This is a genomic window from Lactobacillus kimbladii (assembly GCF_014323605.1).
Classification (GTDB): Bacteria; Bacillota; Bacilli; order Lactobacillales; family Lactobacillaceae; genus Lactobacillus; species Lactobacillus kimbladii_B.
On record NZ_SCMB01000001.1, the window covers coordinates 23,943 to 43,222 of the forward strand.

Annotated in this window: 24 protein-coding genes and 1 other RNA gene; 1 reads left to right on the forward strand and 24 read right to left on the reverse strand. The window is 34.3% G+C overall.

Annotated features, from left to right (window positions below):
- Positions 1-10: 10 nt before the first annotated feature.
- From ERK18_RS00115 to ERK18_RS00125, 3 genes are read right to left on the reverse strand one after another with little or no spacing between them, the layout of a single operon-like run.
- Positions 11-511: a PTS sugar transporter subunit IIB gene (locus ERK18_RS00115; protein WP_187153802.1), complete on the reverse strand. Its 501-nt coding sequence runs from the start codon at positions 509-511 to the stop codon at positions 11-13.
- Between the two features lie 18 nt (positions 512-529).
- A complete protein-coding gene (locus ERK18_RS00120) occupies positions 530-1,360 on the reverse strand; it encodes a MurR/RpiR family transcriptional regulator (protein ID WP_187153803.1) in 831 nt (276 codons plus the stop codon).
- A gap of 40 nt (positions 1,361-1,400) precedes the next feature.
- The gene (locus ERK18_RS00125; RefSeq protein WP_187153804.1) at positions 1,401-2,342 is read right to left on the reverse strand and encodes a cupin domain-containing protein; all 942 of its coding nucleotides are present in this window, start codon (positions 2,340-2,342) and stop codon (positions 1,401-1,403) included.
- A 467-nt stretch (positions 2,343-2,809) separates the two neighbouring features.
- Between ERK18_RS00125 and ERK18_RS00130 the strand changes: the two genes are divergently transcribed.
- Positions 2,810-3,214: a GNAT family N-acetyltransferase gene (locus tag ERK18_RS00130; RefSeq protein ID WP_187153805.1), complete on the forward strand. Its 405-nt coding sequence runs from the start codon at positions 2,810-2,812 to the stop codon at positions 3,212-3,214.
- Positions 3,215-3,619: 405 nt separating this feature from the next.
- Here the strand turns inward: ERK18_RS00130 and ERK18_RS00135 are convergent, their stop codons facing one another.
- The 21 genes from ERK18_RS00135 to ERK18_RS00235 form a co-directional block, all read right to left on the reverse strand.
- Positions 3,620-4,789, reverse strand: a complete 1,170-nt coding sequence (locus ERK18_RS00135; protein ID WP_187153806.1) for a hypothetical protein — start codon at positions 4,787-4,789, stop codon at positions 3,620-3,622.
- Positions 4,789-5,958 (reverse strand): hypothetical protein, encoded by a 1,170-nt coding sequence (locus ERK18_RS00140; protein WP_187153807.1) that lies wholly within the window; start codon positions 5,956-5,958, stop codon positions 4,789-4,791. The genes ERK18_RS00135 and ERK18_RS00140 overlap by 1 nt, the downstream gene beginning before the upstream one ends.
- Positions 5,958-6,578, reverse strand: coding sequence for an ABC transporter ATP-binding protein (locus ERK18_RS00145; RefSeq protein WP_261982396.1), 621 nt, complete (start codon positions 6,576-6,578; stop codon positions 5,958-5,960). The genes ERK18_RS00140 and ERK18_RS00145 overlap by 1 nt, the downstream gene beginning before the upstream one ends.
- Before the next feature lie 643 nt (positions 6,579-7,221).
- Positions 7,222-8,271, reverse strand: coding sequence for a tRNA (adenosine(37)-N6)-threonylcarbamoyltransferase complex transferase subunit TsaD (gene tsaD / locus ERK18_RS00150; RefSeq protein ID WP_187153808.1), 1,050 nt, complete (start codon positions 8,269-8,271; stop codon positions 7,222-7,224).
- A 16-nt stretch (positions 8,272-8,287) separates the two neighbouring features.
- Positions 8,288-8,839, reverse strand: a complete 552-nt coding sequence (gene rimI, locus ERK18_RS00155) for a ribosomal protein S18-alanine N-acetyltransferase (protein WP_187153809.1) — start codon at positions 8,837-8,839, stop codon at positions 8,288-8,290.
- Positions 8,823-9,569: a tRNA (adenosine(37)-N6)-threonylcarbamoyltransferase complex dimerization subunit type 1 TsaB gene (tsaB, locus tag ERK18_RS00160; protein WP_187153810.1), complete on the reverse strand. Its 747-nt coding sequence runs from the start codon at positions 9,567-9,569 to the stop codon at positions 8,823-8,825. Before tsaB ends, rimI begins: the two co-directional genes overlap by 17 nt.
- A gap of 28 nt (positions 9,570-9,597) precedes the next feature.
- On the reverse strand, positions 9,598-10,116 hold the full coding sequence (locus ERK18_RS00165) for a folate family ECF transporter S component (protein ID WP_187153811.1): 519 nt from the start codon (positions 10,114-10,116) through the stop codon (positions 9,598-9,600).
- A 55-nt stretch (positions 10,117-10,171) separates the two neighbouring features.
- Positions 10,172-10,909: an acyl-[acyl-carrier-protein] thioesterase gene (locus ERK18_RS00170; RefSeq protein ID WP_187153812.1), complete on the reverse strand. Its 738-nt coding sequence runs from the start codon at positions 10,907-10,909 to the stop codon at positions 10,172-10,174.
- Positions 10,910-10,917: 8 nt separating this feature from the next.
- On the reverse strand, positions 10,918-11,772 hold the full coding sequence (rsmI, locus tag ERK18_RS00175) for a 16S rRNA (cytidine(1402)-2'-O)-methyltransferase (protein ID WP_187153813.1): 855 nt from the start codon (positions 11,770-11,772) through the stop codon (positions 10,918-10,920).
- Between the two features lie 12 nt (positions 11,773-11,784).
- Positions 11,785-12,123, reverse strand: a complete 339-nt coding sequence (yabA, locus tag ERK18_RS00180; RefSeq protein WP_187154248.1) for a DNA replication initiation control protein YabA — start codon at positions 12,121-12,123, stop codon at positions 11,785-11,787.
- A gap of 9 nt (positions 12,124-12,132) precedes the next feature.
- The gene (locus ERK18_RS00185; protein ID WP_187153814.1) at positions 12,133-12,993 is read right to left on the reverse strand and encodes a DNA polymerase III subunit delta; all 861 of its coding nucleotides are present in this window, start codon (positions 12,991-12,993) and stop codon (positions 12,133-12,135) included.
- Positions 12,993-13,316 carry a cyclic-di-AMP receptor gene (locus tag ERK18_RS00190; protein WP_046332402.1) on the reverse strand — a complete coding sequence of 108 codons (324 nt, stop codon included), beginning with the start codon at positions 13,314-13,316 and terminating at the stop codon, positions 12,993-12,995. Before ERK18_RS00190 ends, ERK18_RS00185 begins: the two co-directional genes overlap by 1 nt.
- Positions 13,317-13,321: 5 nt before the next feature.
- The gene (gene tmk, locus ERK18_RS00195; RefSeq protein WP_187153815.1) at positions 13,322-13,969 is read right to left on the reverse strand and encodes a dTMP kinase; all 648 of its coding nucleotides are present in this window, start codon (positions 13,967-13,969) and stop codon (positions 13,322-13,324) included.
- 102 nt (positions 13,970-14,071) lie between these two features.
- Complete coding sequence (locus ERK18_RS00200; protein ID WP_187153816.1) at positions 14,072-14,302, reverse strand: YaaL family protein; 231 nt, start codon at positions 14,300-14,302, stop codon at positions 14,072-14,074.
- On the reverse strand, positions 14,302-14,901 hold the full coding sequence (recR, locus tag ERK18_RS00205; protein WP_046332404.1) for a recombination mediator RecR: 600 nt from the start codon (positions 14,899-14,901) through the stop codon (positions 14,302-14,304). The genes ERK18_RS00200 and recR overlap by 1 nt, the downstream gene beginning before the upstream one ends.
- Entirely contained in the window at positions 14,902-15,231 is a 330-nt protein-coding gene (locus ERK18_RS00210; RefSeq protein ID WP_187153817.1) for a YbaB/EbfC family nucleoid-associated protein, read from the reverse strand.
- 20 nt (positions 15,232-15,251) lie between these two features.
- Entirely contained in the window at positions 15,252-17,057 is a 1,806-nt protein-coding gene (gene dnaX, locus ERK18_RS00215) for a DNA polymerase III subunit gamma/tau (protein ID WP_187153818.1), read from the reverse strand.
- A gap of 57 nt (positions 17,058-17,114) precedes the next feature.
- Positions 17,115-17,208, reverse strand: an RNA gene (gene ffs, locus ERK18_RS00220) — signal recognition particle sRNA small type.
- A gap of 28 nt (positions 17,209-17,236) precedes the next feature.
- A complete protein-coding gene (gene tadA, locus ERK18_RS00225; RefSeq protein ID WP_261982397.1) occupies positions 17,237-17,746 on the reverse strand; it encodes a tRNA adenosine(34) deaminase TadA in 510 nt (169 codons plus the stop codon).
- Positions 17,746-18,366, reverse strand: a complete 621-nt coding sequence (locus ERK18_RS00230) for a class I SAM-dependent methyltransferase (RefSeq protein ID WP_187153819.1) — start codon at positions 18,364-18,366, stop codon at positions 17,746-17,748. The genes tadA and ERK18_RS00230 overlap by 1 nt, the downstream gene beginning before the upstream one ends.
- A gap of 118 nt (positions 18,367-18,484) precedes the next feature.
- Positions 18,485-19,255: a hypothetical protein gene (locus ERK18_RS00235; protein WP_187153820.1), complete on the reverse strand. Its 771-nt coding sequence runs from the start codon at positions 19,253-19,255 to the stop codon at positions 18,485-18,487.
- Positions 19,256-19,280 lie beyond the last annotated feature (25 nt).

Here is a 19,280-nt window from a genome sequence, read left to right on the forward strand (position 1 = left end):
CCCCCCCTTTTTAATAATTCTTCACTTTATCATGTTCAATTTTTGCTTTTTCATAAGAAATATTTTCAAATTTACATGATGGATCAAACACTATATTTGTGCCATGATTATGGCTATATTCAATTGCTTCCCATTCATCCTTAGTATTACCGACTGATTTTAAGTAACTAGGAGCGTCATCCCGAATAAATTGCTGTCCAATGGTGACAACCCCTTTAAATTTATAACCCATTTGTATTAACTTTTTCATAGTCAACGGGGTTTTCATAATAATGAAATAGTTTAATTTTGAATCTTCGGCTTTTTTGAGATTCGCAAAACCTCTTTCAGTATTTAAAACAATTACTTTAATTCCCCCAGAAACCGTATTTGCATATAATCTGATCATTTGTTTATCTTTAGCAATCTCATCATCAATTACTATAATTGAGTTTAAAGGAAATTTCTTTTTTAAGATTGTAGTGGTTTGTCCGTGAACAACTCGCATATCTACTCTATAATGTGAAATCATTAATACCTACCCTCTTCTTTATTTATTATCAAATCTAGTAAACTTTCTGTATGATTTCGACTTATCTCGATATTTATAATAATCTTCTCTATAAAGAGAAAGAATTAATGCATCAACTACAAAAATTAATCCACCTGTCTGTGTATATGCAGTTAGCCTTGTTCTTACAGCATCGTATAAAAAATTAATGGTTACAGTTGAAAGTTTTTCTAAAGAAGTTTGTCCTAAATTAGTAATACTAATAACTGGTATATCCTCTTTATTTGCAAACTTTGCTATTTCATTTGTTTCGGTTGTTTCGCCTGATTTGCTAATTAAAACAACAACATCTTTTTTGGGATCACAAAAACGTATGCTTTGTTTTGTTTTAAACAAAGAATCATTAAAAATAGATTTTTTCCCAACTTCAATTAATGACTGCGCAAGGTATTCTGCAATACCTCCTGTAGCCATATGACCAAAACAAATAATATTGTTTGCTGTGTTAAGTAATTCAGCTGCTTTATCTAATGAATCAATATTGATACTATCATATGCCGAATCAATATTTTTCAAGTAGTTTCTTTTGATTTTTTCAAGCATCACAGCAAGTGGATCGGCCAAATTTATTTCAGGACTGTCATCCGTAGTTTTAGTGTTAACAATATCTTTCATTAACATTCCAAAATTTGAATAACCGATTTTTTTGGAAAATCTTATCACACTTGCTTGTCCAACTTTTGCCTTTTTAGCTAATTCGAAAGATGACATATTTGGTATATGTCCTAAATTCGCCAATAAATAGTCTGCAATCTTGGTCTCACTTAGAGTTAGTTTTGGATATAAACTTTTTATTTTGTTTTCAAACATAATTCTCAACTTTACATACACAACATGATTAAATTATTTTCTAGTCTTTATAAGAAATCATTATTAAGTCAAGTTTACCCTTAAAATATAATTTTCCAAATTCTCGTGGAACGAATATTGTTTCACCTAAATTGATATCAATATTATTGACCGAACCAGAGCCTCCTACGCATGCAAAGAAAATGAACCCAGGATACTGATAAGTACAGTTATCACTTGTCTTAATACGCTTTGCTGTATATTCTCCCGCTACATCATAATAATGATAAATTTTAATGTTTCCCTTTTGCTCAATTCTAGGTTTGGTAGCACCCAAATTAGAAATTTCAGGTATATTAGCACAATCTACTACAGCATCTATGTTTAATGGACGGGAAGGATCGTTTCTATCTTTGTCATAAAACCTATAAGTGATATCTCCATCAGTCCCAAAAGTTGAAGTTATTTTCCCATCACCATAACCACCATGAATAACTCCAGCAGGTGTATGAACAAAATCTCCTTCCTTAACTTTTATCTTGTCAAAAAGATTATCCCAATCTCGTTGATTTATCATTTCTCTAAAACTTTGACGACTTGTTGCTTTATTACCAAAAAGCATTTCCTTAACGTTATCCGACTCGGTCAGTGCAACTGCTCCAGAAACTTTACCTGGCTCATTCTCATGTTCAAAAGCATATTCGTCATCTGGATGTAATTGGAATGATTGAAAATTACTATTGACTGTTGTTGTCATACGTACTGGAAAATAATCTTTTTTAACACCAAATAGTTCAGCATTGTTTTTATAAAAGGCAGATAAATGTTCTCCTGTCTCCTTAACAACATTATCTAAATGGCCTGGAACACCAATAACGTGATAGACTGTACCTATTTTTTCCTGACTAGTTTTTAAGTTAAAAAATTTTTTTAATTTTTCATCTCCCCAAATAAAGGATTTATAAATTGGTTCAACATGATATATTTGTTTAGAATTTTTCACTTTTTCTCCTTTACATTTAAAAGAAATTTAGAAACCGGTTTCATATTTATACTAGCATAGTGGTTATTAGATGTAAACCTAATAATTCATAAATATTATTTTTTATTGAATTATATGAATTAATAAACATAGTGTTTGCTCCTTAAATTGTTACTAACTTTGACTATAATAATATATCTTAAGTTAACACAACTCCAAAATAAGATTAACTAGCCTTTTATCTACCGTTTCTATTTTTAGCTAGTGCTAGATTTTTTTATTAACTATTAATAAAATTTTCTTTTTATTTATAAATACGTAATAATTATCAGACGCAAAAAAGATCTTTATACTATTGCTTTTAAAATTGTAGTTGTTTAAACTTAAAGATAATAATTTTACTGGCTCTATCAAAAATAAATTGAGAGGTACACATGGAAAAATTACGCACTGCTCTTTAATTATTAATTAATTAAGGAGGGATAAAAATGAAATATATAGCTGACAAAAATATCGCTATGGAACAACTTATAAATTTATACACAAGCGTAGGTTGGAGTTCCTATACGCAAAATCCTCGGCAGCTGCAAAATGCAGTTGTAAATTCGCTTTTTGCTATTGGCGCTTATGATCAAAACCAGTTAGTGGGATTAATCAGAGTAGTTGGTGATGGTCTGACCATCATTTATATCCAAGATTTACTTGTTAATCCTGCTTATCAAAGACAAGGAATTGGTACGAAATTAATAAACAGCGTGCTAAAGAAATACAATTCTGTCAGACAGAAAGTTTTGTTGACAGAAAATACCGTTAAAACGCGCAGGTTTTATGAGAGTTGTAATTTTAATCCGTGTGACAAATACAACTTGATTGCTTTCTACAAAGATTTTTAAGAGATAATAAGGAGTCTGGGAAAAAACTATCTTTTCCCAGACTACTTTGCTCAATATTTTATCTTTTAGTTTTAAGAAGAACTCACACCAATCTAGTTGACTTTATCATGGTAGGTACCTTATTACCTGATTAGAATAGATAACACTGTAACATAAAATTTACACAGCAAGTTAAGATATTATTGAATATTAAATCTGTATATATTTATTTAATCAAAATGGGAAACTCTTTTGAAACGAGTTTCCCATTTTGTAATGACGAGTATGTTATTGCTTGTTATATATTTTTACACTTAGTTTTAAAAGACTTTTGAGTATGCATAATTTAAATAAACAAATGAACGATCTAAAGTCATGATAACACTAAATTAGAGGTAAAAATATTAATTTAAGAAATATAAAATTTTATTTTTTATATTTTATATGACTGGACAGTAAAATCAAAATAGCAATTATTAAAATTGAACAGCACAGTGTTAAAATCCCTGTCGTATAGTTCAACTGCATATTTTGATAATTCATTCCTAAATTGCCAGATACTATGTCAACTGCGTTCAAGTATGTCATTGGCAACCAGGCGCAAATCTTACGCAGCGGATCAACTATCATAGTTGCAATGTTGAGCCCTGGGACAAGTAAAATAGCGATAAGTAATGCTGGTAATTTATCACGAAAAATTCGGGCAAGGAACTGAACTAAGACAACATCGAAGATCAAGGTAAGTGCCTGCAATACAATTACTTTGATAATAAAGCTGCCAGTAGTTACACATTTAATAAGGGGACCACTAACTGTATATTGAACTACGATATAAGGGAAGGATAAACTACCAGTACCAGAAATAAGGGAAGCTACAATAAATAATACTAAGTTAATCCCTAAAAAACTACCAAGAGTCAGTACTATTCCTGCTATGGTATTCGAAATCATTAAATTATTTTTTTCAAGCGGTAATAACTGCACCGTATCTAACTTTTGATGGTAAGAATCAGTTAAAGACAAAGTTAATAAAAACAGAGCAACAAGAGTAAATACGTAAGGCAAATATTGCTGATTTAATTGCAGTAAGAATTGCCAGCCTGTTACTGGCATATCCTGACTTTCATAAGGCAAAGGCTCATGGCGTAAGTAGTTAAAGAATTGCAGTTTTTTCTCTACATTTGTCCTTGAATTAAGGCCTGTTGAATCTTGGCCATTTGATATAATAGTTCGTTCTTGCTTTTTTTGTTGCCACATAATCGTGTAGGCTTTGCGCCAGTTGCCTTTATTTGCCGCTTTTTGAACTTGTTTATCTTGCTTAACTGCATCTTGGTTTTGCTTAATAGCAGCTTTAGTATCATGGTAAACTTCAGTTTTTGATTTTTGTTTATCATGTTTAAGTAATCTTTGCTGCCGGTTAATTTCTTTTTGGCGGTAAGCAATCTCTGATTTAGCCCCCGCCTGCAAGGAAAATTGGGGATTAGTACGAATATTCATGAATAAGACAATACCCATTAACAAGAGCAAAATTGCTAAGCAAACTGGGGTTAGCTTATTCTTAAATACTTTTTTAAGCTGAAAAGCCAAATAGGACATTATGCCAATCTCCCATTTCTATGTGCAATAGTTGTAATGCGATCAATTAAAAGTACCAGCAAGAATAATAATATAGAACTTAGTATTAAGGTAAGCACACCATTTGAAAAGTTAATCGCGGAATTATCCATTGCATAGGCTGTTTGGTTTGATACAACATTTAAAGCTCCTAAATAAGTACCAGGAAGCCACTGCGCAATCTTCTCCAACGGAATGATAAAAATTGTAATAAAATGACCGCCTAATAAAAGCAATAGCGAAACTAACAGAGTCGGTAACTGGTTATGAAAGATTTTAGCAGCCAGCTGCACAAACAAAACCATAAATATGAAATTTAAGAGCTGCAGTATAGTTGCTTGGGGCAACAATTTGGCGGTCGGAACAATTCCTGGCACCAAGTGGTCGCTAACCAGATGGTGAATGATGTAAGGATAGTCACTGCGACCAGTACCAAAAATGCTCGCTGCTCCACCGAAAACTAATAAGTTTAGTAAAAGAAAAATAAAGCTGACAACTGATAGCCCAACAATATTATTAGTCAGGGTACTTTGCAAGCGATTAATTGGCAAGACAGTCGAAATGTCAAGACCATTTTTATAAGAACCAGTAAATAAATAAGTCAAAACAAAAATCATTACTAAACTAAATAAGACGGGCAAATAGTTTTCATTCAAATCTAATAGAAACTGTATTCCAGTGACTGCGCTATCGCTTTCATAAGGCATAGGGTGAGCTATGAGATACTTTAAACGCAGTATTACACTTTTATGTCTATCTTTTTCATCCGAACTTAGATCAGTCAATTTGCCTTTTTGTTCCCTTTTTAATTTGGTCTCATAAACTTGCTTCCAGTGATTGTGATTAATATCATCAACAAAGGTTTGATCTTTTTTTAATTCCTTTTCAGTTTGTTTGATATCTTTTTCAGTGGCCTTGTATGATTTTCCTTGCGGTGAATATCGTTTGAGCGCTTGACGATCCGCTTGTAAGGCTTCCTTTTTCATGGCAATCTGACCTTGAGCATCTCCTTTTAAAGAACCAGTACCACTGAGCTGCGTAGACTTCATGTATAGTAAGCAAAAAGAAATTAATAATAAAATAACCAGTGAAATAATTGATAGATTGTGTTTAGTAACTTTTTTAAGTTGCAATGAAAAATATGAGATCATTAGTCTACCTCGTGCATCATTTGTTTTTGTAAAACGAGGCGGTGTAAGTTATTCACTTTAATCTCGCTGCTATAGTGAGAGGCTAGGATAATACATTTATTACGCTGAGTTACCTCATCATTTAGTCGTTCATAAAGAATTGCGCGACTTTCTTTATCAAGACCGTTAGTGATCTCGTCCATCAAGTAATATTCAGCGTCACTAACTAAGTACATGGCCACAATCAATTTTTGCTTCATTCCAAGCGAATACTTTTTAATCGGGACTTTGACATACTCACGTACACCCAGCAAATCAAGTTCTTGATCAAGGTGGACATTAGAATGCCATTGGCTTTTCACGAATTTTAAGTAATCAAGACTAGTTAAATTGACGTTCAACCATTCATTGCTTTCAAAGAAAAAAAGCTTACGCTTATTTTTGGCATATGGTTTTCCGTCTAATAAGACTTTGCCAGAAGAAACTGGAATAAGATCCGTAACAGCACGCAAGAAACTTGTTTTACCAGAACCGTTCTCTGCAGCAATTTGATAAAATTGACCGGGTGCAAATTGATAAGAAAAATCATGCAGGATTGGCTGCCTGGTTTTGAGTGATAGGTTTTGGACTGTTAACATCATTGTCTCCTTTTTGAGTGGTGAATTAAGTTGAAATGATAGAATACTATATCAGGATATCATTTAATTATATCAATTTCATTGTTTTTTGATTAGTAGTTTAAACATTTCCTCTATTTATTTGTAGGAACTTGGTTATATTTGAGTTTTATTAATAGTTCATCTTTATAAAATTCATAATCAAAATGATTATCAAATTTTGTATTTCTTGAACTTACTTTTTTGATTTCCCACTTTACCTTTCTGACTTTATTATAATCTGGTAGGAAAACTAAATTAAAAAATGTCATATATGATTTTTGAAGTGACCCCCAAACTTAAAACAAATTTGGGGGGGTCATTTTTATGACTAAATTATCAAAACAAGATAAAATTCAAATCTTTTTCAGAGTTTTGATAATAGGCTTCATTAATTAGTTGATTAAATTCTGCTTCTTCTCAATCAAAGGACTGATCACGCTCATTCAGTAATTGATACATAAATTTAATGTTTAAAATAGTTAATCTTAAAACGTATAATGACAAAAAAGGTCTAGGAAAAGCTAGCCCTCTTGACTTAATAAAACTAAAGCCGACAAACCACTTTTTTAGTGATTCGCCGGCTCTTTTAGTAAGATCACTGTCCTACTTTTTCCCCCAGTCTCCTTTATTGCAGCATTTCTGATGCGTAAGGTAATTCTAAAGATGGATTAGCATCCAAAGTAAGATCAGCGAATTTTCCTTCTTGGTACAAGTTATAGGCCGCAGCACCAATCATTGCAGCATTATCTCCACACAACTTTAACTCTGGCAAAATTACTTTCGGTTGTAAATTCCGAGGCAGGTTTGCTATTTCATGATTCATTCTTTCACGTAAACCGTGGTTAGCTGCAACTCCTCCACCCATAATAAAAGTTTTTGGAGCATACTGTTTAATTGCTCTAATAGTTTTAGTAGCCAAGACATCAATCACTGCAGCTTGGAAACTAGCAGCTAAATCATATTTATTCAGGTCTTGATGAATTTGTTCAGCATGATGATAGGTATTAATAAAAGCACTCTTTAAACCAGAAAAAGAAAAATCATAATCATCTTCTTTAATCATTGCCCGCGGAAAATCAAAGGTATCCTTTCCCTTCTGAGCCCATTCATCAATAGTTTTACCAGCGGGGTAATTAACACCGAGTACTCTTCCAATCTTGTCATAAGCTTCTCCAGCTGCGTCATCCCTAGTATCGCCAACTATTTCAAAGTGGGTAGAATCTTTTAACAATACAATCTCTGTATGACCTCCAGAAACTTGCAAAGCAAGAGCCGGATAAGAGATTTCTTCCTTTAACTGAGCTGCCATAATGTGACCCATGATATGATCAACGCCAATTAAAGGAATACCTGTTGCCATTGAAGCAGCTTTTGCCGCGCTAACACCAATTAAAAGGGCACCTACCAAACCAGGTCCATAGGTTACCGCAATTGCATCAATATCTTTCCAAGCTACGTGTGCTTCTTTCAGTGCTTCATTGGTTATTTGTGTAATAACTTCAATATGATGACGACTAGCAACCTCAGGAACAACACCCCCAAAACGTTGATGGCTTTTAATTTGAGTAGCTACTATCAAACTTTCCACTTCCCTGCCATTTTTTACAACAGATGTCGAAGTCTCATCACACGAACTTTCAAAAGCCAAAATACGGATGTCTTTTTTGTTTACCAATTTATTTTCCTTTCTTTTAGTCACTTGTCAATTTAAGCACCATGTTAAAAGCATCTTGATGCGAACTCTGGTAATAATTAGGCCACACAAAACTCACTGTAAAACCTAACTTGCAATACAAATTTTGAGCAGTCAAGTTATCAACTCTTACTTCTAGACTAAGTTCTTTACAGTTTTTATTTTTAGCAATTTCAATCACTTTTTTGATTAAATAAGTACCTATACCCTTTTTTTGCCAGGCCGAATCAATCATCAGATTAGTAATATGTGCATTACTACTGTCAAAGCGTGCACCGATTAATCCAATGACACACTGGGTTTGCAATACAGCTAAATATAGTGAATCATTTCTACTTATTTCATTATGAAAAGCCATTGAATTCCACGGTTGTTTCCCCTGATAAAGACTTTGCTCCAGCAACAATATTGCAGAAATATCTTTAACTTGGGCTTGCCTGACACTCAGAATAGATTGATTCACAGTGATTTTTTCTGGGACAAACTTAATAAACTTTTTTTCTTTTGCTAAAAGCCAAAAAGACCCAAAATGCTTAAACTTCTTCCACATAATTGCTATCTGGTTTATAGGCTTCTCCTGTTTTTTTATGCCAGTCAATTTCAGCTTGCGTGCGACGCAAATAATTCGGCAATAATTGATCAGGGTCATCAGGTTTAGCATTCAGAGCCAGCTTGCCTATTAAACCAGCATGAACAACATTCTGTTTTTCCGTGCCAAAACAGAAGGGAATATTTGTCTTTCTTATAGCCTCTTCCTGCTTTTCAAAGCCAGTCCCAACATAAATCACTTTTTCCAAATTGTTAGCTGCATGATACTCTGATATTGCACTTAAAAGAGTATCAATGTGATAGTGACCATCGGGAATCACGCAGTCAGGTACATTACCTTTTTCCTTATTTATATAGGCTCCTGCAAAATAATTATTATTGCGAGCATCTATACCTGCTACTATTAACGTTGCTTGTTCATTGCAACTGGAAGCTAAAGCCTGCAAAGTAGACACACCAACTACATCCTTATGTAATATGCTGGCAAACATCTTAGCAGTAGTCACACCTATTCGCAAACCTGTATATGAACCTGGTCCTATCGCAACGGCAAAGCGATCAATTTCAGTTAATTCCAGATTATGTTCTTTTAAAATTTGGTCAATTAAAGGATCCAAATGTGCACTGTGATTTTGTTTATCAAATTCGTTTTTTTCTGCAATAGTCTTACTATTATCATTTAAAGCTACGCTTAAATTATTTGTCGCAGTGGACATACTCAAAATTTTCATTCTAAAATTTTTATTCTCTTTTCGAAAATTACCTTTTTATTTTAACGCGTGAAATGGCATTTAAAACAAAGTAACTAATAATCATCTCTAGCCACGGAGTAATCGCTTCTTTAGGTATTCGTTCAATAAGGACAACGCGAAAGTCCATCCCGTAAAGGAGGTGAACCCAAAGCGTATTTAAACCTATATTAACAACAACAGTTACTAATAGAGTTGCAAGAATTATCCGCCATACTTTAACTGGCTTTTGATAAAAAACCAAGCCATAAATAAAGGGACCTATCATTGCACTCAATGTAAAGCCAAGGAAAAAGCCCCCTTGATTGCCAAATAGAGCTGATGAAACCAAATCACTAATTCCACCACCAATGCTTCCCCATACTGGTCCAAACAAATAACCTAGCATTACACTGCCTATAAATCCGAGGCTAACATGCACAATAGTTGTTCCAACTGTAAAACGACTAAGAATAATTTTCATTGCAACGATAATTCCTAAAAGGACAAGATCACGCAATTCGACCTTAAGCATCTCTTTAATAGTCATTTTCAGCACTTTCTTTCTTCAGTTAATTTTTGTGAGAACACAAAAAATAATTATATTATAATTTGTGCCAAGTTAGTTCACAAACAGCTTTGTCATTTTTGTCTTCATCTGCAATTGTATGATAAGATTTAATACCTGTTTCGTCTTTAATTACGCTCACGCGCGAATATGGTTCTTCCCCATAGCGCACTTCAAGGTTAAATTTAATATCAATAGTCTTGACAATATGGTTTTTCAAAAAGTCACGGTCCAATGTATCAATAAACCAGTTAAAATAGTGGCCATTGGTCATGTGATGGTTTGTATCTAAATCATCATAACGTACCCGATATTGTCTCTCATCTTGATATTCATCTTGAACTCTTAATCTAGGAAAACGAGGTAATTTTTTTAGAAGTGGAACGCCAATTTCAGCCATCATTTCTTTATCGGTGGAAACCAGTTTACGAGTTTTTAAATCAAATAGCACCCATTCGCTCTTAACAGTTATCAGGTCATTGCCATTTTGATCTGTAAAAGCATAATTTCTATATTCTAAAAAACGGTTATAGCCGAATGGTTCGGTTGTGATGGTAATTTCTTCATTTGGTCTGGGCAGACGTGCCACTTCAATATGATATTGTGTTACAACCCAACCTAATCCTCTTTTAGTTAACGCACTTGTACTGCCATTGCCTGAGTCCAATTGATGCTCTGAAACGCTCATCATTAAATCAATCATTGCAGGTAATTTCAAATTTTTATTTTCATCGCACTCATAATAATTTACTATATGCTTTTCACTATACTTCATACTTTCACCTACTTTTGATGATAACGTTCATATAACTCATTTTTTGAAATATTATTTTCTTGAGCTACTAACTTAATTGCCGATTTTTTACTTTCTCCCTTGTCAACCAACCGATTCACCGCTTTAATTAATTCGGCCCACGACAATTGCGTTTCTTGAGCGGCATTAGGAGAAATTAAAACAACGAATTCACCTCTAGGAGCATTTTGTTCAAAATAATCTGTAACCTCACTGATTGTACCACGAATAAATTCTTCATGAATTTTTGTAAGCTCTCTGGCAACAACAATTTTTCGTTCAGAATCCAGTATTGCGGACATATTATTGAGAGTTTTTATTAATCTGTGTGGTGCTTCATAAAAAATAGAGGTAGCTCGTGCTTCTTTCATTTGTTCAAAAAAAGGCTGTTGTTCACTTTTTTTGCGTGGTAAAAAGCCATAATATGTAAAAGGTTGTGCATCAAAGCCAGAAGCAATTAATGCAGTAGCAAATGCGGAAGCACCAGGCAGAGGAACTACGGGAATATTATTTTTGATACATTCTTGCACTAAAATGTATCCCGGATCTGAAATGACCGGCATCCCTGCATCGCTAATTTCAGCAATAACTGCCCCGTTCTTCATTAACTTAATTAATTCCGGTGCCCTTTCTTTTGAATTATATTTGTGAAAGGAAAGCATATGATTATGAACCCCTATTTTTTCAAGCAGGATGCCACTTGTTCTAGTATCCTCAGCAGCAATATAATCAGCTTCCTGTAAAATTCTTTTTGCTCTAAGGGTAATGTCTTCAAGGTTACCAATAGGAGTTGGCACTAAATAAAGTTTGCCGCTGTCTTGGCCATAACTACTTTGCCTTTGCATTTAATCAATCCTTTAATGTTTTTTCTTTTTCTCGCCAAAATTATCAAGAATATCCAAACAAAACATGCAGTCAGTATTAGGATCACGGTGAGAGCCATAGTACATATTGCAAATATGGTAACCTGAGCTGTAAATTTGCCGTAAAGATTCAAGGCCACTCTGAGTTTTAACCGTGTTATTATTATGGGCACTATTCATTTTGTCCATTTTTTCACGCAGCAATTGATTCTCTACTTTTAATTCAGTATTTTCTTTTAATGTTTCCAAAATATTATTTTCCAAACTTTCGATTGTTTTGGTCATACTAACCATCGAATCATGAAGTTGCTCTAACTTTGAATAAGAATCCACCATGAACACCTACCGCTTCCATTGTAAAGCAAGAAAATCGAGTAAATTGCGAAAACTAACATTGCTGTATTGCATTTTGTCAATTTCAAGCAAATACTTTAACATTCTTGCCCCGTTTTTTTGATTATTGCTTTTTAATTCTGCTTGAGCCCATTTTTTAAGTAAAAAAAGAATATAATTTTGCTCACTTTTGTTTTTAGCCATTTCCGCTAACTGATGTGCACTAACAAGTGACAGTGAGTTATGCTCAAGCATTTCTTGGTAAAAATATTTGGTTTCTTTATCTAATTTAGCTGTATCTACCAATGAGTCAACTTCACTCGGACTAAAACCATTTGCCAGTAATTCTTCACTCTTATCATGTTTTTTTTGATTGAGCGTGAAATTAATAATTTGAGTACGTGAACGAATAGTTGGCAAAATTTGATCGGTATTATTTGTGATTAAAATAGTAACAACAGGAGCAATAGGTTCTTCTAATAAATTAAGTAAAGCATTAGCAGCAGGCAAAGTTAACTTCTGCGCTTCATTAATAAAAAAGAAACGTACACTGCTTTGAACCGGACTTTTAGCTAGTTCTTCCTTCAAAACACGAACTTGATCAATTCCCAAATTTTGCTTGCCTTCAGGCTCTACCATTAGTACATCAGGGTGATTGCCTGAAATAATTTGCCTGCAATTCTGACACGTACCATCCGGTTTTTCAGTACCGCTACAATTAAAGAGACAAGCTAACCAATATGCTGTATTTAATGCCTGAACTTCATTGGCATCAACAAATAAGTAGCTATGAGCCAATTTTTTTTGCTCAAAAGCTTGCCGCAAAAGTTCAGACTGCTTCTTGCCCCTTTCTTGAATATTGACAAACATCAGAATTGCTTGAATTCTTCAACAGGCAAAACAAAACAAGTGGCTCCCCCAACTGTAATTTTTACTGGCTGGCTACTCATTTCAAAACCTGTCATCACCAAATTAGGATTCATATATTCTTCACGAGATTTGGACTCTTCCTTAATGATGCGCAAAACCTGCTTAACATGTTTATCATCTATTCCGATAAGAAAAGTAGTATTACCTTCACTTAAAAATCCTCCGGTCGTAGCAAGCTTAGTCGCACGAATGCTTTCCTTGACAAAGGTACGCTGCAGCCTATTAGCATCTTCTTTTTGAACAATTGCAACTATTAACTTCATTTTAATCAGTCCTTTAATAAATCTGCTGGTAATTGGTTTGCAATTATTTTAACACAATCTTCTACTACTAAATTAAAGGGTTTATTTGCATCAACTACCTTTATTCTTTCAGGATGAGCCTTAATTACTTTTTGATAACCCTGGTAAACTTTTTGATGAAAATTTAATTTTTCCTGTTCCAAGCGATCTTCTTTGCCGGCACGTTCCTTTGCAATTCTGGTTAATCCAACTTGCGGCTTAACATCCAGAAAAATAGTTAGATCAGGCTCAATTTTACTTGTAGCAAAATCATTAATCTGTTTTACTGCAGCAATACTTAATTCTCGTCCTGCTCCTTGATAGGCCAATGAACTATCAACAAAACGATCTGAAAAAACTATTTTTCCTGCTTTAAGTGCGGGCATAACCGTTTCAAACATATGCTGACTACGAGAAGCCGCATAAAGTAAAGCTTCAGTTTTCGCAGACATTTCTTCATTAACCGGGTCCAAAATTAATTGACGGATTTTCTCAGCAATTTTTGAACCTCCCGGTTCCCGGGTTACTAGATATTGTGTCTTAAGTCTAGGCCCAATTTCTGCCACAACTTGTTTTAAAACTGTACTTTTTCCAGACCCATCCGGACCTTCAAAACTGATAAAATAACTCTTCATAAAACTCTCCATGCTTCTATTTTACAAGAGTTCTTTTTATATGAACACCCCAACGTACTTTTAATTTTTTATCAAAATAAAAAGCCCTTTTGAAAAAGGACTTTAGTCAGAAATTGCATTGGTAAAACCACTAAATCTTGTATGACGATGTCGTGCTTCATCATATAAAAATGAATACTTGGCTCTTAAAATTTTACCTGTTACTACATTATCTTCAGACATATCAAGCGTTGTCGGATCAAGATTTTTTTGAACAGCAATCTGTTCCTGTAAGTTTTCAATAGTGGTTATGAGCCACTCATCACCCATATTTTTAATTTTGTTACGTGCCATTAGATTGAAGTTCTCCCTTGTACTGCTCGTTTCAAAGTAATTGAATTAGCGTATTCAATATCGCTCCCAACGGCCAAACCTGCAGCAAGCCTTGTTACCTTAATTCCGGACGGCTTGATCAGCTTACTGATATACATAGCCGTTGATTCTCCTTCTGGAGTTGAATTTAATGCCAAAATAACCTCTTTTACGCGATCCTGCTTTTGCAGACGAACTATTAATGACTTAATATTAATTTCTTCTGGGCCAATACCATCCATTGGGGACAAAACTCCGTGCAAAACGTGATATAGCCCATTATATTCACCCATATCTTCAAAAGCCATCACATCTTTTGGCTGCTCAACTACCATAATGGTCGATTGATCACGTTCAGGATTACTGCATATAGTACACGGATCCTTTTCTGTAATGTTGCCACAAATAGAGCAACGATGAAGCTTTTCTTTTACCTCTTTTAGTGCAGTACTAAAACTATGAACGTCTTCATCTGGCATATCTAAAGTATAAAATGCAAGCCTTGTAGCTGTTTTTTCACCAATACCAGGTAATTTCATGTAAGAATCAATTAAATGCGCAATTGGTGCTGGATACTGCAATTAAATCATGCCCTTCGTATATTTGCCTAAACTTTGCTGGGTAGCTTGGTCAATTTCCTCTAATCCTTTATTAACCGCATCAATAATCAAATCTTGCAACATGTCAGGATCGTCAGGGTCAATCGCCTCTTTATTAATGGTAATATTTTTCATTTTGCGATCTCCGCTAAAAGTAGCTACAACCAAATCATCTGCTGACTTGCCTACAAATTCCTGTGCAGTAATATTTTGTTGCTCTTGCGCCATTTGCTCTTGCAACTTCTTAGCCTGCTTCATCATTTGTTGCATATTCATGCCGCCCATAGCACCAAAATTAGGTCTTTTACTCATATTTTTTTCTCCTTTAAATTTTAGTCTTTAACATTTACTGTGTCACCAAATAGCTCTTTAGCTTTTTCTACAACCTGATTGCTTGACTCGTCTTGTTCTGAACTTGAATCTGATTGCTTTTGCTTATTAAGTAGTTCTTTACCATGCTTTTGCAAAAATTCTGCACGAACTGTAGACCAGTCTTCATCAGGTACCAGCACTATTTCATAATTATGCTTAGTAAATTTAACAATTTCATCTGTCAATACATCTAACAAATTACCATCTGCGCTGGCTTTTTCAAACCAAAGAGTATATTTGCATTTCATTACTACCTGATCTGAACTGGCTGCAACAGGTTCTAGCACATCTAACAAAGCACGTTGTGATACTCCTAAAACTGATTGCAGATCAGGCCAAACATTTTTGATAGCTACAAGATCATCCTTAGTGGCATTTTCTAAGACATGATAAACCTGTTTCCGATTTTGCTCATTAGCCTTTTTTCTACTTCTGACTGTTTTTTTAGGTTTGGGAGCAGTTTTTGCTTTGGAATTTTTACTTTTATTAGTATCAATTCGATCAGAAACGGCACTATCAAGATGAAAAATCTTATCGCTATTTTGAGTTTGTTTTTTGCTTAAATTAGAAACTTTTTTAGTTAAGTTTGCAACCTGCTTTTTTAATGCCTCTAATTCACTAGTCAAATCAGTATTTGCATTCTTTTGACTTTCCGAATAGGCCAAAACATTTTCAGAACTAACTTTGCTATTTTGTTTGCCAGCACATTCCACTAAAAACACCTCTAGTGGAATCTGCTGCTGATTAGTATAGCGTAAATCATTCAATGCAGTGTTAGCGGATGCAATCAGTTGAAAATAGCGGTCAGGATCAACTTCTTTAATTTGTTCAACAAAATCAACGCTTAAAAAGAAGTTTTGGTTGCTGTCGTTAGTTTTGACAGCCATTAATGCATTAGTCGCCATTTCAATGAGCTCATCTAAAATGTTTTTTGAACTGGCACCATTTTCAAGTTCTGTCTGCGCCAAAGACAATGCTTCAGTTGTATCATTATTTAAAATTGCTAATAAAATCTGTTCGATCTTTTCTTTATCAGCAAAACCTGTTATTTCAAGAGCCGCATCATATTCAACTTTGTTTTTATCAAAACTTAAAAGTTGGTCTAAGATGCTTAAGGCATCCCTCATACCACCGTCAGCTACTTGAGCAATTACGGCTAAGGCTTTTTCATCATAACTGATTTTTTCTTGCTCAAGAATATACTTCATTCTTTGTTCAAGGTCAGCCTGAGTTATACGCTTAAAATTATAACGCTGAGTCCTTGATATGATAGTCGCTGGCACTTTTTGCAATTCCGTAGTGGCCAGGATGAAAACGACATGTTCCGGTGGCTCTTCAAGAGTTTTAAGTAAAGCATTAAAAGCACCCATAGACAACATGTGGACCTCATCTATGATATAAACTTTATATTTGCCCTGAGTTGGGGCATACTTAACTTTATCTCTAATATCACGTATTTCATCAACGCCATTGTTAGAAGCCGCATCGATCTCAATAATGTCTGCCATCGCGCCTTTATCTGCTGCTTTGCAATTCGCGCATCCGTTACAAGGCTCGCCGTCTTTAAGATTTGTACAATTTAACGCCTTAGCCAAAATTTTTGCACATGAAGTTTTCCCAGTACCACGTGGTCCAGCAAACAAAAAAGCATGGGAGATTGTACCTCGCTTAATTGCATTTTTCAAAGTATCCGTAATATCATCTTGACCAATCACACTGTCAAAAGTGCGGGGTCTCCATTTGCGGTATAACGCTTGATAAGCCATTGATCAGTCTTCCCTAGTAAAAAACTCTTAACTCTTTCGCAAGAGTTAAGAGTTTGTAATTGTCTAATAAAAGGCACATGCCCGAGCAACCTTAGTGCTGCTACCTTCCGGTCCTGACACGCTTTGGAGGTCAAACATTGCCCATAAGATATATTAACGTATTTCAAGGTATTTTTCCACTAATTTGCGAAATTTTTGCCGGAGTCTTTTTCTGCTTTTTGTTTTTGTCTAATATCTTTAAAAAAGTTTTTTAGCATTTGGCTAGACTCTTCACGGTATAGTCCCCGAATAACGTTAGGATGATGATTAAACTTTTCAATATCAAAAAGGTTGACAACGCTACCAGCCGCACCAGCTTTAGGGTCAAGTGCTCCAAAATACAAACTCTTAAGGCGAGAGTTAATAATCGCACCTGCACACATTGGACAGGGTTCTAGGGTGACAAAAAGACTACAGTCTATTAAACGCCAAGTACCAAGATTATTGCAAGCTTCCCTGATAGCAATCATTTCAGCATGTTGCGTAGAATCCTGATCCAATTCTCTGCGGTTAAATCCTGTACCTATAACTTGCCCTGCACAATCAACAATTACAGCTCCAATTGGAACTTCTCCTAAATCTTGGGCTTTTTTTGCTTGCTGAAAAGCTAATTGCATAAAGTCTTTTTTTTCTGCACTTGAAAATGGCATTAATTATTCACCGCCTGCAAAACATAGTAACCTTTATCTCTTTTTAAAATGGTACAATTGCCAAAAGTTTTTGTTAATAATTTACGGGCACTCGGCTCACCTTGTTTTTTTTGAATTACTACTAGTAAAACCCCATCAGTTACTAAATAATTTTTCGCACCAGACAGAATATTGGAAACAACTTTTTTACCAGCTCGAATCGGTGGATTAGTCAGAATTAAGCCATATTTCTTTGCTGATGCAATATTGCTATAAATATCAGAAGAAAAAATAGCAACATTATCTATATGGTTAAGCTCAGCATTCTTTTTCGCCAGGTCCAATCCACGTTCATTAACGTCTATCATTTCTACTGTTTGCTTTGGCCAAAATTTAGCTGCAAAAAGACCGATTGGTCCATATCCGGTGCCAACATCTAAAATATTGTTTTGAGGAAAATCAACATCAAGCATTTTCTTAATTAAAACACCTGAACCATAATCTACGCGTAATTTCGAAAAAACTCCGGCATCAGTGGTAAATTTGAGATCAATGCCGTTGACTTGATAATCAATTATATGCTCATCATGCTGAGAAGTGGGGTTCTCAGCAAAATACATTTGGTTTTCTTTTTCAGTCATAATTCGCTCATTTCTAAAACCTTATCCAGATAATTTTAACGGACATGTCAATTTTTGCAAATATAAAAAAACTAATTATGTTTAAAAGATGTTTTCCAACATAATTAGTTTCTTGGTTTTAGTAAATACCGTAAAGCATGCGAAACTTCACATAGTTTTTATATTTTTTAAATTTATCTATTTTAAAGAATATATAATGATAGCCGTAACTGGGATCATTTATCTCAACATCACCAAAACGAACTGTATCCATAAAATCAGCTACGGTATCTTTCATAGTATCAGAGGTATCAATCTTCCAATTCTGATAAAAGTGTTTTTGCTTTTTAGATGCAAGAAAATCTGTTTCGTTACCCTTTTTTAATTTAAAACCACCTTTTGGATCAATAAAGTCTTTATAAAAAGCTTTAAGTAAAATGTTAGGAGTTAATTTAATTCTTTTGACCTTGATATTCTGCTTTTTCTTAAAAGCTATGCCATGAATTATTGCATTATCCCTAGTTTTATAGTGCATGATGAAGTTACCTTTTGAAAAGTCTGCACTAACCGCGTGAGCCTTTAATTGTTTAAATCTCGGATAATATGAAGATTTAACTGGTTTCATATTTTTAGTGTATTTGGTATATCCACTATGATCGGTGACAACATAGCCATTCATATGAATCCAAGGATTCTTAGCATAGGCTTTTTTAGAGGCCTTTTTTTGTAATTTATAGCAGTAATCATACTTTTTAGGATGTTTTTTTGGAATTAGATGCTTAAGGCTATGAAAATTGTATTCATTATAGGAAGCCTTTATTTCAGAACTTTTTGCAGTAAACGGCAAGGCTAGACTGACTAACCCTATAGTTATGTAAGCCAAAATTTTGGCAGGTTTAAGATGTTTCATTTTTACCTCAAAGGACGTTTAAAAT

Coding starts and splice junctions, on each gene's coding strand:
- ERK18_RS00190 (WP_046332402.1), bottom strand. CDS start 13,316: ATGAAGTTAATAGTTGCAATTGTTCAAAAAGAAGATGCTAATAGGCTG.
- ERK18_RS00130 (WP_187153805.1), top strand. CDS start 2,810: ATGAAATATATAGCTGACAAAAATATCGCTATGGAACAACTTATAAAT.
- ERK18_RS00120 (WP_187153803.1), bottom strand. CDS start 1,360: ATGTTTGAAAACAAAATAAAAAGTTTATATCCAAAACTAACTCTAAGT.
- rsmI (WP_187153813.1), bottom strand. CDS start 11,772: ATGCAAAGGCAAAGTAGTTATGGCCAAGACAGCGGCAAACTTTATTTA.
- dnaX (WP_187153818.1), bottom strand. CDS start 17,057: ATGGCTTATCAAGCGTTATACCGCAAATGGAGACCCCGCACTTTTGAC.
- tmk (WP_187153815.1), bottom strand. CDS start 13,969: ATGAAGAGTTATTTTATCAGTTTTGAAGGTCCGGATGGGTCTGGAAAA.
- ERK18_RS00115 (WP_187153802.1), bottom strand. CDS start 511: ATGATTTCACATTATAGAGTAGATATGCGAGTTGTTCACGGACAAACC.
- ERK18_RS00140 (WP_187153807.1), bottom strand. CDS start 5,958: ATGATCTCATATTTTTCATTGCAACTTAAAAAAGTTACTAAACACAAT.
- ERK18_RS00210 (WP_187153817.1), bottom strand. CDS start 15,231: ATGAGTAAAAGACCTAATTTTGGTGCTATGGGCGGCATGAATATGCAA.
- ERK18_RS00135 (WP_187153806.1), bottom strand. CDS start 4,789: ATGTCCTATTTGGCTTTTCAGCTTAAAAAAGTATTTAAGAATAAGCTA.
- tsaB (WP_187153810.1), bottom strand. CDS start 9,569: ATGAAAATTTTGAGTATGTCCACTGCGACAAATAATTTAAGCGTAGCT.
- ERK18_RS00200 (WP_187153816.1), bottom strand. CDS start 14,302: ATGGCACGTAACAAAATTAAAAATATGGGTGATGAGTGGCTCATAACC.
- rimI (WP_187153809.1), bottom strand. CDS start 8,839: ATGTGGAAGAAGTTTAAGCATTTTGGGTCTTTTTGGCTTTTAGCAAAA.
- ERK18_RS00165 (WP_187153811.1), bottom strand. CDS start 10,116: ATGACTATTAAAGAGATGCTTAAGGTCGAATTGCGTGATCTTGTCCTT.
- ERK18_RS00185 (WP_187153814.1), bottom strand. CDS start 12,993: ATGTTTGTCAATATTCAAGAAAGGGGCAAGAAGCAGTCTGAACTTTTG.
- ERK18_RS00145 (WP_261982396.1), bottom strand. CDS start 6,578: ATGATGTTAACAGTCCAAAACCTATCACTCAAAACCAGGCAGCCAATC.
- ERK18_RS00230 (WP_187153819.1), bottom strand. CDS start 18,366: ATGACTGAAAAAGAAAACCAAATGTATTTTGCTGAGAACCCCACTTCT.
- ERK18_RS00235 (WP_187153820.1), bottom strand. CDS start 19,255: ATGAAACATCTTAAACCTGCCAAAATTTTGGCTTACATAACTATAGGG.
- tadA (WP_261982397.1), bottom strand. CDS start 17,746: ATGCCATTTTCAAGTGCAGAAAAAAAAGACTTTATGCAATTAGCTTTT.
- ERK18_RS00170 (WP_187153812.1), bottom strand. CDS start 10,909: ATGAAGTATAGTGAAAAGCATATAGTAAATTATTATGAGTGCGATGAA.